Genomic DNA, 15,784 nt, shown 5'->3' on the forward strand with positions numbered 1-15,784 from the left:
CAACAGCTTAACAGTAGGCGGCGTGGGACAAAAGTCGGTTTTGGGTTTACGTTCTAGAGTAATGTTCGAGAACAATCAGAAGCTAGGCCATTTGTTTCAGCCTCCGCATAATCAAATTTTGAAAAGGGGAGTCTTTTTTATGGCAAATGATATGATGGATCGTCAGTATGATTTAATGGATACAGGTGCAGATCGTTTCTTCGATCGTTTGGCGCATAACTTCTTTGGCAACGCACTTTCATTTCCAAGCGAAGCGGCCAACGCTATGAAAACAGATATCGCTGAAACTCCAAAGGCCTACACAGTCACAATTGATTTACCTGGCCTAAAGAAAGAGAATATCAATATTAATTATGATCATGACGTCTTAACCGTAAGTGGCAAATTAGAACATGGCAAGGACGACACTGACAAAGACGGTGCTATTATTCGCAGCGAACGTCAATATGGTCAATCCAGTCGCCAATACCGCTTACCAAATATTGATCAAAAAAAGATCACTGCTAACTACGATGGTGGTGTTTTAAAGATTAACTTACCAAAATCTAGTGATCAAAACAGCGAACACAAAATCGAAATTAATTAGCAGGTGTCTCAAAAAACGTTTAGGTTCTGAATATTAACTAAAAAATCGGTACGGCGAAAATAAAAATTTCGTCGTACCGATTTTTTTGTCTAAAACAGTTAAGCCCGTAAAATTCGTTCAATTTCTGCTAGTTCATCTGCCGAAAAATCTAGATGTTTTGCAGCAGCCAGATTAGCGGCCAAATGCTCTTCACTGGTTGTGCCAATAATAACACTCGTCACTGTCTTGTGCCGTAGTAACCAAGCTAAAGCCATCTGGGACAAGGTTTGGTCACGATTTTTAGCCAAATTGTTTAGTGCGTTCAGCTTTTTAACGACAACATCTTTTCCTTGGGCCAAAGTTGCCTTATTAGTTGGATGAATCGCAAAATCATTAGGAATACCATTTAGATAACGCTGACTAAGTAAGCCTTCTGATAATGGCCCGTAAGCTACCAGACCGGCACCGTCTTTCTCAAGCTCCGTTAACAAACCACTAGTTTCGACTGTCCGGTTAAACAAATTGTAAGAAGCCTGGTTAACCGTAAACGGCGTACCCATATCCTTGAATAACTTAACCATCGTCGCAGTTTGTTTTGGATCATAGTTAGAGATTCCAATGTAAAGTGCCTTGCCTTCGCGGACAACTTGATCAAGAGCCTGTGCAGTTTCTTGCATGTCAGTTTCAGGATCAACTCGGTGTGCGTAATAGATATCAACGTAATCTGTTCCTAAACGCTGTAAGCTGGCATCAATACCCTGCAAAATTGCCTTACGAGACAACATCTCACCATATGGACCAGCAAACATCTTGTAGCCCACTTTAGTTGCGATAACTAATTCATGCCGGTAAGGTTTTAAATCAGATTGCAAAATACTGCCGAGCAATTCTTCCGCGGAACCAAAATCTGGTGCACCGTAATGGTCAGCAACATCAAAACTGAAAACACCTGAATCAAAAGCCTTCAGTAATACTTTTTTACGATCCGCAATTGGGTCTGTACTACTGTAGTGATGCCAAAGCCCTAAAGTAATAATTGGTAATTGTAAACCAGTCCGCCCTACACGACGAGAAGGTAATTGTGTGTAGCGCTCATTATTTGCTAAATACACGTTATTTTCCCCTTTCAAGAAATCACTTACATTTCAATTCTAGAAAAAGAGACTGCTTTGGTCAAGCCATTCGGCCAATTTAGTGAAATATTTAGCAATCTTACAACAGGTAAATATTTGGCGACTGCTTTTATTAGTGTTTTTTTTGACTAATTTAGTGTAAACGTGCTTGAAAAAGCAGATTATTGCGATGACCGAGACGAACTGAGTCGCGAGCAGTTATGGACTTTATAACTGTGCTCCTTAGCCTTTGCCACAAGAATGGCCATCGTTCGTAGCATCAAGATTATTAGTGTACTTGGCCGCGACTCGGACTTTGGTTCATCCTAGTCCGTGTTTGGTAAATGCCATTACTAGTATTTACCTGACTAATTTAGTGTAAACGTGCTTGGAAAAGCAGATTATTGCGTATAGCTACGCCAGTCGAACGATCAGCTGCGCGTCTCTTTTCGCCTAGCTGCCATGTTTCTTGCGGCAAGGTTTTCGCCACAAGAATGGACAACGTTCGTAGCATCAAAGAATATTAGTGTTTTTTTCTAATATTCCTTCTGCATTGCGGAGTAGTAGGCTATACTCCATAATCTAACCGCTTTTCAAGCACTCTCTTACATTCCACTATTCAACAGTGCAACCATTCGATCAAAATGACGACGTTCCCGCGGGATAAATGTACGAATTGCGTCTGAATTGTAGCCAATATTAACTTTTCGTTCACTTAATATAATTGGTCGTCTGAGTAATTCAGGTTCTTCATGAAGTCGTTGAAAAATTTGACTAGTTGTCATTTCTCCCATCTCACGCGCAAAGGCCGGATACCCTTTATAACGTGTCGCTAGGATATCATCAATCCCGTTATCAACGTATTGCATGATTTGTTTAATTTCGTTGACTGTTGGCGGTGCCTTCTTGATGTAACGCTTAACAAAGGGAATTTGTTGTTGTTCCAGCCATTTTAAGGCCTTCCGTGATGATGTGCAGTTTGAGCTGTAGAATAATGTAATCATAAATTTACTCCTCCTAAAATTTCTTTGTGTATTTTTAAACTTAGTAACTTGTTTTTGTCGATGAATTCAATATATCACCATAATCTTATGTGATCCATAACTTATACAGAATTTACCTTTTTTCTTCAATCTTATTTCACAATTAGAACTGATTGGAGCGGCCCACTTCCCATAAAGCGCCTTTTATTAGGCTTCTTACGCGATAATATATTTGAAAAGCAGCTTTACTATCATTCTTGTGCCTAATTCGGCCTAAATATATTTAGAAAAACACCGCTGCTTGGACTCACAAACACTATCCTGGCCAGTAGCAAAATTCAGGCGTTCCAAATAAGAAATGCTTCCCAATTGTTAATTGAACTAACACTCAAGGCCTAAACACTTCCTATATTTTCTGAATTTGAGCAACAAAAAAACGACATTTCCAATCGTCAGGTGAGAAAATAAATAAATTTATCTCACACTAACGACTATTAATGTCGTTTACTATAATTTTACTTGGTCTCAGCTAAACGCCGGTATAAGTCAATAATTTCACTTGCTAACTCTCGATAAGTTGACACACTCATAATATGATCCTGCGCGTGCACTAGTAGTAAGGTCACTTGAACTTTCTGGCCGGCTGCTTCTTGGGATAACAAATGCGTTTGGATTTCATGGGCCGCTATTAATTTTTTATCGGCTTCTTCTAATTTTGTTGTGGCAGCGGTAAACTGACTTTTCTTTGCATCTTCAATTGCCGCTAGAATAATAGTCTTAATTGTTGCCGCGTCATTAATTAATGCCATTACGCTCTCAATGACACTATTTTTCTTAGTCTCCATCATTACAAACCCCAACCTTTTTTAGATAACTACAACAGTCAGTACGCCACGTTCATTAAGTAGCATACCCGGATAATGTTAACCTGACAAGCCATTATACCACTCACCGAAATGAAGTGGCCATTGTTGCTCACTCTAGAATCGTTACTTAAAAATTATCCCCATCCGGTAAAAATATCGGCGTAATTAAAAAGCATAATTTCTATTGTTGCTAAAAATTATGCCGTAAGTAATTATCAGTACTAATGTACAAACACGGGAGTGGGACAAAAGTCGGTTTTGGCGCACGCCAGTTCCAATTCAAATCACGTTAAAAAAGACGGTTATAGTAAATTAACGCTAATTGTTTCGTTTTTGCGTCACCAGTTATTTTGGTCACACTAGCATTGTCCGGTTCAAGGATTGCCAGTGGATCGCTGGCCTGAACAGCATTGTAGGCAAAACTGCGAACGGTAAATCCATGCGTAACAATAATAAGGCGTTGCGTTGGATAACGCGTCGCCATTTCCGCCATAAAGTCCGCCGTCCGCTGCTCAACCGCCGCAAACGTCTCACCATTGGCAAGAACGGCATAACTAGGTAAAACATCTCCGGTGGCCAAAGAAAAGGCTGCTGGAAACTGTTTTTGTAAAGTGGCATTCGGCAGGCCATCCCATTCACCGTAGGAAATTTCCGTCAAGCGTTCATCATAACTCACCGGTAATTTGGCTGTAGCGTTTAAAATTGCTGCGGTTTGCTTAGTCCGTTCTAACGGGCTACTAAGCAAACGATCGGCAAAACTAATATCAAAATGTTCGTGCAGCCTCGTTACTTGGGCCTTCCCCGTTTTGTTCAAATAAGTCGCCGGTGTATTTGTGGTGCCCTGCTTCACACCTTGCGTATTAGCAAGCGTTTGGCCGTGGCGAATAAAATAAAATTCAGTCAAGATGAACCTCCTATAAAAAGCGATCGTATCCGTTTAACTTTAGGTTTCAATATACCACATAACACCAGTTAAAAAAGCCCTATTGCGCTAATAAATCAATAATCGCCGCTGGTTTAATTCCTTTGAAGTAGTTTGCTAAATCTAGCTTGGCAAGGACCTGACTAATATGTTGGCGATCATAAATAACACCGTTTAAAACGGTCGCAACAGCTTTAACATCTTCTGAACCAAAGAAATCACCGTAGAAAGTCACTTCATTAATCCTACCCTGTTGAATTAACAAGCGTGCATCAATTGTGCCCATTGTAAAATGTTGTCTTTTTTGCAACGTAAAGTCCGGTGATTTACCATAAATCCAATTCCAATTATTATAAGTACTTGTATAAATTTGGTTAATTTGTTTTTGATCTGCGGCCGTAATTTGATATTCTTTTTCCTTTATTGCAGCCAAGTTTGGCGCGGCAAACAATTGAAGTAACAGTTTATCGCGAAATTCCTCAGTGGTTAAATCTTGAAATTCTGGCGCTAAATAAGGACGTAAATTAGTGACCCGACTACGAATTGACTTGATGCCCTTTGACGCAATTTTATCGGCCGGTACATTCAACGCGTGCGTGACCACATTTAGGTCAACGTTTAACATTAAAGTTCCGTGGGAAAATATTTTGCCATTTTTAGTGTACATTGCACTACCAGAGAATTTTTTCCCAGCAACTAAAATATCATTTCGCCCAGAAACCTCAATATCTTGCACCCCCATTTTTTGCAAGGCCGTTACAATTGGTTGCGTAAAAGTTTTAAAATCACCAAATTTTTCGTCGGCAGCATCGACCACAAAACTAAAACAAAGATTCCCTAGGTCATGGTAAACAGCCCCACCACCTGACAGCCGCCGCGTCACCACAATTTTCTGTTCCGCAACATATTTCTGGTTGATCTCCGCCAACGTATTTTGATTGCGTCCAACAATAATTGATGGCCCTTCACTATAAAAAAGCACCAGTGGCTCAGTAAAGTTTTTCTGATTCATTAAATACTGCTCAGTTGCCAAATTTTGGCGAATATCGTGAGATTTCATTAAAACGTAATACATAGAATCGCCCTTTTCTACAAAAGATAGCTACTTACATTCAAACAACATAGCATTTTCGAAATCACACCCAAGTGAACTATAAAGTCACCTTAATTTTGATAAAAGTCATTAAATAAATCATGTGGACCCCAATCTTGATTATATTTTAACCTGCAAATGACGGCAAAAATTAAATGACATAGTGAAATAGCGGTTAAAAATTGACATAAAAAATATCTATTTTTAATAAAATTTCTTTGATATTTGACTTTTTTATTTATTTAATTATCGTTAATATAACATAATATATAAATTATAAGTAAGAGTTTATACTGCTTACAGGTGCTGCTAATTATTCAGGTTGAATAATATTAAAGTATTTAACGTTAATACTTAATTATAGTGCCCGCAAAGCCGGCTTGACACGATTTTATTAATTTAGTATAAGTAAGTTGTGATTAGATTCATATGCTAATTTGATGAGTTTATTTTAATGAAAGCTTCTAATGTGCTTTATTGCTGCGGAAGCAAGTAAATTTAAGCCGCTTATTTCAAGTTTTCCGTCCACTATATAAACGACCCGTAATGAATAACATCTCATTAAGTTGGAATTTGGGTAGATTAATATTTGGAGGGATTTTTATTGAATAATAAATTTAGTCAATTAGACACTAAACAACATTACAAAATGTACAAGGCGGGGAAACGCTGGTTAGTTGCCGGCATTTCTGTAGTTGCTTTAGGATCATTTTTAGCAGTCGATCAGGTTAACGCGGCTACGACTGATGCTGCAACGGCGGCCACAACGAGTAACGCTACGGCAACATTGCAACCAGCAAGTACAGTTTTGCCTGTTGCTAAATCCACGGCAACTAGTGCAAGTACAGCAAATTCCAATGCTAATTCGCTGGCTAAGACCAGTACCGCAAGTGCCGCTAGTACCACTGCAAGTTCAGCCGCTACTGCGAGTCAGGCCAGTAGTGCAGCTACCAGTACCACTGCAGCAACTAGTAACACAACCAATAAGTCAACAGCGGTTAGCAGCACAGCGACCGCAACGGCTTCCAACGATATTTCCTCGACAAGCACCGCAGCAACTGGTAATACAACGACAACTAGTACTGCTAGCACCACAGTTAGTGCCAGTAGTAATACTTCAACAACGGCCAGTTCGGCTAGCACAGACACTGCTTCAACTGCAACAACTGATTCAGTGCCCGCCACCACTAGCACGGCCGCAACTAACACACCAAATAAAATTAGCACTAATCCTTCAGCTAGTGCCACTACAAATCCACAAAAAACTGCAGCAAATACTTCAACCGCAGCAACTAACATTGATAGCAAAATAACGGCTAACGTTAATGCCGCTGCCACTTACGCAACAACAATTCAAAATAAATTGCCAGCCGGCGTCAACGTCACAACCAGTGATAATCAGTTAGTCGTTAATTTAAATAGCGGCGTTTCTGAGGAAGAATTACAGCGATTAGAAACCTTGCTTTCCACTTCACCAGTGGCCGTTACGCTGAATGCTACTTCCGCAACCGCACCAACAACTAATCTGGCCAGCACTAGTGCCGTCGGAATTACGCTCAATGGCAGCAGTACCAGCGCGGCAATTAACTTACTAACTAGTGATACAGCTAATGGTGAGGCGCACATTGTTATCTCTGGTCACGTAGCAGCCGGTGATTCCTTCCAGCTTGTCCTACCCTATGGCCTACACGTCGTCGGTTATGATCATAATCTATTTACAGTAACGCCATCTGGTAGTGCTACTAGTAAAACCAATCCAGAAACACTAACTTTTACCGCCACTGATTCGTCTGGTAGTTTTGGCCTTAACGTTTTCGTTGAAGCCGCAAATGATTACCTCCAAATTGCTGACCAATCACAGGCCAGCCTAAATCTAGTCAGCGGCGCAACAACATTAGCTACCATTCCAATTACGTTTACTAATCCAACGGCCTATACAACAACTCAAGAAATTACGCGAGTACAACCAACTACTTCTGATACACCAACCGTAACTACTGGTGAAGAATATGGCTATCAGGTTCGCTTTTCCGCCGGCACTTACAACATTAACGGAGGTGAATCTAATGACAGCTATCGAACCCAGCTAGCCAACATTGTCGTAACAATTCCAGTACCAGCTGGCTTCCAGTTAGATGCGGCTAATTCAACCTTGTTAACAACTAACGGACTTTCTGATACAGACAATAAGGCAACCTTCACGCAGGATGGCGTTGGGAGTGATGTGATTGTAACTTATCCGGCTACGACATTGAAAAGTGATATCTTCGTTAAAATTTTAGGCTCATACGTTACTGGTACCCCTACTGATGGTGATATCGAGGCGGCCAGCACACCTAGTGTTACTGGCACTTTTCTAGGCACACCACTAACCGTGACGGCTACGACACCTTTGACTGACAACTTAACTGAACCAACGTATAGTTCATATTTTAGTATCTTAAACTCTAACGAAAGTAATTCTCTGTTATTAGGTCAAACTGCTTATGCTAACCACGATAAAGAGCAAACTGGTAAGGACAACAACCTGCTTTTCATGACCAATTTTAAGAATCTAAGTAATCACACCGTCACCAACGATACATTAGTGACGGTGCCAAACGGCCTGTACGTTACAAGTATGCGCACACCAACTACTGGCAACAACTCAGACAGCTATCCTGCTGGGACAACCTTTACCATTACTGCAATTGCTTGGGATGGCACTCCAGAAACAAAAACAATTGGTTTAGGTGAGCTATTTAAACCCGACTTTGCAGCCAATCAAGGTGTGGCTAGTTTTGAAGTCAAGACTAATCTAGCACCGGGTATTGGCTATACTGGGACCTATGTTAGCAGCAACGATGGCACTCAAAATTTCCATTATTATGGCTATGTAATTCAAAATTATCAAAATGGCACGGCAGTTACTTCTGGCACCAAGTTAGTGATCAATGAAAAGGATCTGACCTCAGGAGCTACGGCTAAGGGTACAGTTACAGCCACCGATGTTCCAGTTTCTGCAATTAGTAATGTAAATACCTATACGGCGCAGAATAATGATAGTGTCATAAATACTGGTGATACAATTACGGCTCTCTATAATTCGGTCACTAATGTCGCTGACACGTACGAAGGCCCAGAAAATGAGACTTTACCGTTTGAACCAATTGTCTACATTGTGGCCCCGGCAGGTACTTCTTTCGCTGGTAATGGCGATTTATCCAAAGCACTTACTATGAGTACCGCTGATTTACAGGCCGCCAAAGTAACACAATTGGCGGATACTGCCGATGGACGGCAGGTAATCGAACTTAATTGGACTGGTACAGGCATTTCACCAGTAATCAATGGTAATTTAAAAGCAAATTTTGTTGTTAACGCGGATGAGCTACCTGGCGATAAGATCACAGTTAGCAGTGATAATGATGGTGGCACATTCTTCATCACCTCAAAGATGAATTTAATCCAATATACGTACAACGGTCATGACTATGCGATCAACGTGGCCGGTAATGCTGACTCACAAGTGGTTGGTAGTGATTGGACCGTTGAAAACAATCAGTTATACATGGACAATAATGACTTTACTTGGTTAATCAGTGCACCATCTGAATTAGTAACTCAAGATGGATTAAAAAATACTACAGATACTCCCTATAGCGTATACGATACCGCTGATCCAACCAATACATCGGCTACCTTTACTTTAGGTGGCTCAACCACTGGTGATTACCGTTTTACTTTATATAACGGAACGGATAATGCCTTGGCCACTGCCGCAGAATATGTCGCCTTACCTAGCACTGCAAACGGTGATGCCTACGGGCTTGAATTAACTGGTCCCGTAACCACACCTGCCAGTGGCGAGACGGTTCTTTATAGTACTGGTTATGGTGACAGTACGACGGATAATATTGATAGTGCCGGCTACCTTCCTGCTAGTTCAATTAAAAATTGGTCACAAGTACGTTCATTTATTATAACGACGACTAATCTTGGTGCCAAAGATATGATTGAGTTATATGCGCCAATGCAAGTAGCCACTGATGCAACACCAGCCGATGTAGGTGAAATTGACTTAACCCAGACCAACACAGTAGCAACCGATAGTACAGGCAACAAAATTACAGCGACAAACACGATTGGTGCCCAACTTGCCTTGGCAACAGAAAATTTACCGGTTAACTATTATTTAGTTGGCACTACAACTAAATTAGCTGCCAGTACAACTTTGACTGGTAACTACAGCACAGCCTATACGGCTACTGCTGCCGATATTGCCAACTATACTTTAGTCGGTGCCGCTACACAAAAGGGTACCTTCGCTCCTAATGGGGTCGTTAATTTCTACTATCAATTAAACGCAACTGGTAATGTTCCAAATAACACAAAAGTTTACGCTAATACGCCAGTTTTCACCACCGCACCAGTTTTGACATTAACCGCCGCAGATGGGACTACTACAACCTATCAGTTGCAGACTGGCGACTATGTCTTCACACAACCAGGACAATCTAAAGTAACCCCAATTACAGTGGGTACCTATACATTGGCCTTAACTGCACAAGGATTGAAGCACCTTGCTGCCGCTGAACCAACACTGAATTTACAAAATGCAACGGCATTGGAAAGTAATGCGGCAACAGACACTATTACGCCAGCGAAGGCTAGTTTAACGGCGGACTCGGCCAGTTACGTTTACGATGGTCAGGCGCATAGCCTGACCATCACACCGAATGGCCTGCTCAATGGCGATACATTAACTTATAGTGTTACGGGCAATAGTCGAACCAACGCTGGTAGTAATGCTGTTACTTTGACGTTGGCCGAAAATAACACGACCAATAGTAACTACACTGTTACTTTACAGAATGGGACTTTAACCGTCACACCGTTAACCTTAACTACACCGGCCAACCCAAATGATCCAAGTGCACCGATTAATCCGACTAATCCTAGTGATAATCCACAGTTGACCACTAGCTTAGTGGTTCAAGGTGCGACCAAGGTTTACGATGGTACTGCCAATACCGATCCAACAACCTACACTGTTTTAGCACCAAGTGCGGATAAGGACTTTGTCGTACCCAAGTTGACTGCGAGTGACTTTGATTTAAGTGGTATTACAAGCCAGAATGTTGGCAGTTACTCCGTTAAATTAAGTGCGGCTGGCATAACTAAACTACAAAACGCCAATTCAAACTACGACTTCACAGCCGCTGATGTCCAAAGTGGGCTATTTACCATTACGCCCGCAAAGGCTAGTTTAACGGCAGACTCAGCCAGTTACGTTTATGATGGGCAGGCGCATAGCCTAACCATCACACCGAATGGCCTGCTCAATGGCGATACCTTGACTTATAGTGTTACGGGCAATAGTCGAACCAACGCTGGTAGTAATGCTGTTACTTTGACGTTGGCCGAAAATAACACGACCAATAGTAACTACACTGTTACTTTACAGAATGGAACCTTAACCGTTACACCAGCTAAAGCCACGTTAACGGCGGACTCGGCCAGTTACGTTTACGATGGTCAGGCACACAGCCTAACCATCACACCGAATGGCCTGCTCAATGGCGATACATTAACTTATAGTGTTGCGGGCAACAGTCGCACTAACGCTGGTAGTAATGCTGTTACTTTGACGTTGGCCGAAAATAACACGACCAATAGTAACTACACTGTTACTTTACAGAATGGGACTTTAACCGTCACACCGTTAGCCTTAACTACACCAACCAATCCGAATGATCCTAGTGCACCGGTTAATCCGACTAAGCCTAGTGATAATCCACAGTTGGCCACTAGCTTAGTGGTCCAAGGCGCGACCAAGGTTTACGATGGTACTGCCAGTACGGATCCAACGACCTACACTGTTTTGGCGCCAAGTGCTGATAAGGACTTTGTCGTACCCCAGTTGACTGCGAGTGACTTTGATTTAAGTGGCATTACAAGCCAAAACGTTGGCCACTACACCGTCAAATTAAGCGTGGCCGGCATAACTAAGTTGCAAAAAGCCAATTCAAACTACGACTTCACGGCCGCTGACGTCCAAAGTGGGCTATTTACCATTACACCAGCTAAAGCTACTTTAACGGCAGACTCGGCCAGTTATGTTTACGATGGTCAGGCACACAGCCTAACCATTACACCGAATGGCCTGCTCAATGGCGATACATTAACTTATAGTGTTGCGGGCAACAGTCGCACTAACGCTGGTAGTAATACCGTGATTTTGACATTGGCCGAAAATAACACGACCAATAGTAACTACACTGTTACTTTACAGAATGGGACTTTAACCGTCACACCGTTAGCCTTAACTACACCGGCCAACCCAAATGATCCAAGTGCGCCAGTTAATCCGACTAAACCTAGTGATAATCCACAGTTGGCCACTAGCTTGGTAGTTCAAGGCGCAACTAAAGTTTACGATGGTACTGCCAGTACCGATCCAACAACCTACACTGTTTTAGCACCAAGTGCCGATAAGAGCTTTGTCGTACCCCAGTTGACTGCAAGTGACTTTGATTTAAGTGGCATTACAAGTCAAAATGTGGGTAGTTACACCGTCAAATTAAGTACGGCTGGCATAACTAAACTACAAAATGCCAATCCAAACTACGACTTCACAGCCGCTGATGTCCAAAGTGGACTACTTACTATCATACCAGCGAAGGCTACTTTAACGGCAGACTCGGCCAGTTACGTTTACGATGGCCAGGCGCATAGTTTAACCATCACACCAACTGGTCTGCTTAATGGTGACACATTGGCCTATAGCGTTACTGGCAACAGTCGAACTAATGTTGGTAGTAATACTGTTACCTTGACGTTAACAGCAAATAACGCAACGAACAGTAACTACACTGTTACTTTACAAAATGGAATCTTAACCGTCACACCAGCAAAAACTACTGGTGACAACAATACTGGCGGTAACACTGACACAACTACTGGTAATAACACGACCGGTAATAATGTTGGTACTGGCACAACTACCAGCAATAATACCCCTGCTAATAACGGTGGCACGGTTACTGGTAATAAAACTACTGGCAGTGCTGGTACGGTTACTAGCAACAATACTCACAACACCACTGGTACAGCCACTGACAATAACACTCCTGCTAACAACATGAGCAAAACAACTAATAACAATACTACCAGCACAATTAATTTGGCCAAAAAACAAACTGGTAATACTACTTTGACTAAGGAAAAATCAACTAAGAAAACAAACACAACCGTTGCTGGTTCGGTACTTAGTAAATTACCACAAACTGGTGAGGCTACAGGTGAGAGAACACTTTTGGCTACAATCGGTGTTATGTTATTGACAGGCATACTAGGTATATTTGATCAAAAACGTAAGCATGAAAAAGAATAGAAACCAGACTTTTGGCACATATTCTAGAGTAGCCATCGGAAATAGTAAGGAGGCTAGGGCTTTTGTCCTAGCCTCCTTACTATTTTTTATCTGGACACTCAATCTTGAAATCAAGGATACGCTACTAAACTCACAAAATTGCTTAACATTAGTGATGAAACCAGCAATTAATACATTTCTGACGTCAAACAAACTGACGATTTTATGTGATTTAACCGATCTCCGTATTTCAAATCAAAGAAAAAAGCAAGCCTCTCGTCTAAAAAGCTGCCTGAATAATAACTGACGAGTCACTTGCTAAGGTGCACACTTAATTATTTAAAAAGAGCAAGTTTTCTTAATAGGATAGTCGAAAATAATCAAATGCTAATCTGCCATACTACACGTCAGAATTTTAATCAAGCAAAAAGCGTGCACCAAAGTTATGTTACCAAAACTTCGATACACGCCAAGCTAAAATTATTCAGTTACTAATTCAACGTCAACATTACCACTAGTTGCCTTTGAATAAGGACAAATTTGGTGGGCAATTTGCATATACTTTGCTGCCTCTTCTTTGTCTAAACCATCAATGTGGCCGGTTAATTTAACTGCAATCTTAAAATCAGGGCCATCACCTTGGAATAATGAAACTTCAGCACGAATTGTGCTCTTACCGGAAACGTTGCCTTGTTCTAAAGCGACACTCAGTGCACTATTAAAACAAGAAGCATAGCCTGCAGCAAAGAGCTGTTCTGGGTTCGTACCTTCCTTACCTTCGCCTGGGGCCGTAATCTTTAAGTCTAATTTCTTGTCATTGGACCATACTTGACCTTCACGGCCACCTTCGTTCGTCATAACTGTTGTGTAAAGTTTGTTCAAAATTGAATTCCCCCTTTAGTTATCGTATAATTATATTGTACACAATTTATATCAAATTATCAATGATAGCCTTTACATTTTATTAAAAAAAGGAGTGCTTTTTATGCGTTCATTACGTTTGGCCGATCTTTATACTAAATCCGTTGATGGTACTGTTATCGCTTGGCGAATTAAGGCCGGCGAGCATCTAGATTTTAATCAGGACATGTTGGAATTAGAGGGCCACAAATTGGTCCTCGATCTAAAGGCACCCTTAGCCGGTACAGTAAAAAAAATAAATATCCAGGAAGGTGAACCCTTCAGTTACACTGATGTTCTATTTGAAATTGACGAGGAACCTGGTCAAAACCTGGCTGCTAACTTAAAGAAACAAACGCAATTAGCGCAAAAGGCCCGGGATGACGCCGCAAAGGCAGAGGCAAAAACTCTAGCCGGCGTTAACATAACACCAGCGTTACGCTGTTATGCACTTCATAATAATGTTGATCTTAGTAAAATTGTGTTAGGTAACACCGCAAAAATGATTAAAAAGACGGATATTGATAACCAAATTAATTTTCGTAATCTCTTCAGCAAACAACCGGCCAAAGAAAAAGACTATCCTGAAGCCGAGAATATCGACACCGTTATTATCGGGGCTGGCCCTGGTGGTTATACGGCAGCAATCCGCGCCAGTGAGTTAGGTGAACAAGTAACCCTCATTGAAAAAAATAAAGTTGGCGGAACTTGCCTAAACATTGGCTGTATTCCCTCAAAGGCTTTAATTAACGCTGGTCATCGTTTTGCCGCTATGGCTAGTGATGAGCAATTAGGTATGACGCAGGGTGGTAAAAAGAATCTGGACTACACTAAAACCCAACAGTGGAAACAAAGTATTGTTGATAAATTAGTCGGTGGCGTTCAGGATTTAATTAAAGAACATCAGGTTGATTTACGTTATGGTAACGCAGATTTTCTTGATTTGCATCATTTACGCTTAGTTAGTGGAACTAAAACGACTATTCTAGCTTTTAAGCGCGCTGTAATTGCAACAGGCTCGCGACCGCGACCATTAGCAGATTTTCCGTTTGAAAAGCGCGTTATTGATTCAACGAGCGCGCTTAGTTTGCCTAAGATTCCAGAACATTTATTGGTTGACGGTGGTGGCTACATCGGTACCGAGCTAGCCTCGGCCTATGCAGATCTAGGCGCTAAGGTCACAATTATTCAACACTCCAAGCGACTCTTATCTAAATTTGACGAAAGTCTTGTTAAAGTAGTTACGGCTAACCTGCAACGTAAAGGCGTGGAAATAATTACTGAGGCACCAATTAAAAAGGTCGAAAACACAAAAACAGCGGTCACAGTCACTTATGAAAAGAATGGGGAGCAACAAATAATTAATGGCGACTATTTACTAGTCACTGTTGGTCGTTTGCCCAATACTGAAGATCTTGGTTTAGAAAACCTAGGGCTTAACCTAACTAAACAAAACAAAATTATAATTAATGACCAGTGCCAAACTAACCGCGAACACATTTTTGCAATTGGTGATGTTACGCCGGGAATTATGCTAGAACACCGGGCAACAAATCAGGCTCGTGTTTTGGGGGCCATTTTGGCCGGTAAGGAAACTCACGTTAACTACAAGGCACTACCTGAAATTGTTTATAGCGATCCTGAAATGGCCGTTACTGGTTTATCGAAAAAAGCGGCTATCGAGGCTGGCTATCACGCCGCAACCGCACAATTCCCATTTGGCGCTAATGGCCGGGCCTTAACGTTAAATGTCACCACAGGCTTTTTACGACTTATTTTTGACGATAAAACTAACCAAATTATTGGCGCGCAAATTGTTGGTCCCAACGCCAGTGAATTAATTGCCGAGCTCACTACAGTGATTGAAAACGAACTGACCTTAGATGACGTTGCTAACACAATTCACGCTCACCCAACGCTTGCCGAAACAATTGTTGATGCGGCCGAGGTCGGTCTCGACCTTCCAATAAATATCTAAATGTTTATTTA

The 15,784-nt window shown here is 41.5% G+C and carries 9 protein-coding genes; 3 read left to right on the plus strand and 6 right to left on the minus strand.

What is annotated here, in order from left to right:
- Window positions 1-139 precede the first annotated feature (139 nt).
- Complete coding sequence (locus AYR53_RS02635) at window positions 140-586, plus strand: Hsp20/alpha crystallin family protein (protein WP_068225982.1); 447 nt, start codon at window positions 140-142, stop codon at window positions 584-586.
- 98 nt (window positions 587-684) lie between these two features.
- Here AYR53_RS02635 and AYR53_RS02640 read toward each other — a convergent pair whose 3' ends face one another.
- From AYR53_RS02640 to AYR53_RS02660, 5 genes are all read right to left on the minus strand, one after another.
- On the minus strand, window positions 685-1,677 hold the full coding sequence (locus AYR53_RS02640) for an aldo/keto reductase (protein WP_068225981.1): 993 nt from the start codon (window positions 1,675-1,677) through the stop codon (window positions 685-687).
- A 605-nt stretch (window positions 1,678-2,282) separates the two neighbouring features.
- Window positions 2,283-2,681: a Spx/MgsR family RNA polymerase-binding regulatory protein gene (locus AYR53_RS02645; protein WP_068225980.1), complete on the minus strand. Its 399-nt coding sequence runs from the start codon at window positions 2,679-2,681 to the stop codon at window positions 2,283-2,285.
- A gap of 494 nt (window positions 2,682-3,175) precedes the next feature.
- Complete coding sequence (locus tag AYR53_RS02650) at window positions 3,176-3,508, minus strand: PTS lactose/cellobiose transporter subunit IIA (RefSeq protein ID WP_068225979.1); 333 nt, start codon at window positions 3,506-3,508, stop codon at window positions 3,176-3,178.
- Window positions 3,509-3,815: 307 nt separating this feature from the next.
- Window positions 3,816-4,430: a histidine phosphatase family protein gene (locus AYR53_RS02655; protein ID WP_068225978.1), complete on the minus strand. Its 615-nt coding sequence runs from the start codon at window positions 4,428-4,430 to the stop codon at window positions 3,816-3,818.
- Window positions 4,431-4,509: 79 nt separating this feature from the next.
- Window positions 4,510-5,523, minus strand: a complete 1,014-nt coding sequence (locus tag AYR53_RS02660) for a lipoate--protein ligase (protein ID WP_068225977.1) — start codon at window positions 5,521-5,523, stop codon at window positions 4,510-4,512.
- Window positions 5,524-6,145: 622 nt separating this feature from the next.
- Here AYR53_RS02660 and AYR53_RS02665 point away from each other — a divergent pair.
- Window positions 6,146-12,916: an MBG domain-containing protein gene (locus AYR53_RS02665; protein ID WP_068279511.1), complete on the plus strand. Its 6,771-nt coding sequence runs from the start codon at window positions 6,146-6,148 to the stop codon at window positions 12,914-12,916.
- Window positions 12,917-13,375: 459 nt separating this feature from the next.
- On the opposite strand, the gene AYR53_RS02670 is transcribed toward AYR53_RS02665, so the two are convergent.
- A complete protein-coding gene (locus AYR53_RS02670) occupies window positions 13,376-13,777 on the minus strand; it encodes an organic hydroperoxide resistance protein (protein ID WP_068279509.1) in 402 nt (133 codons plus the stop codon).
- 103 nt (window positions 13,778-13,880) lie between these two features.
- Here AYR53_RS02670 and lpdA point away from each other — a divergent pair, with 103 nt between their 5' ends.
- A complete protein-coding gene (gene lpdA / locus AYR53_RS02675; RefSeq protein ID WP_082918555.1) occupies window positions 13,881-15,773 on the plus strand; it encodes a dihydrolipoyl dehydrogenase in 1,893 nt (630 codons plus the stop codon).
- Window positions 15,774-15,784: the final 11 nt, after the last annotated feature.

Origin of the sequence: Loigolactobacillus backii (genome assembly GCF_001663675.1) — a bacterium.
Lineage (GTDB): Bacteria > Bacillota > Bacilli > Lactobacillales > Lactobacillaceae > Loigolactobacillus > Loigolactobacillus backii.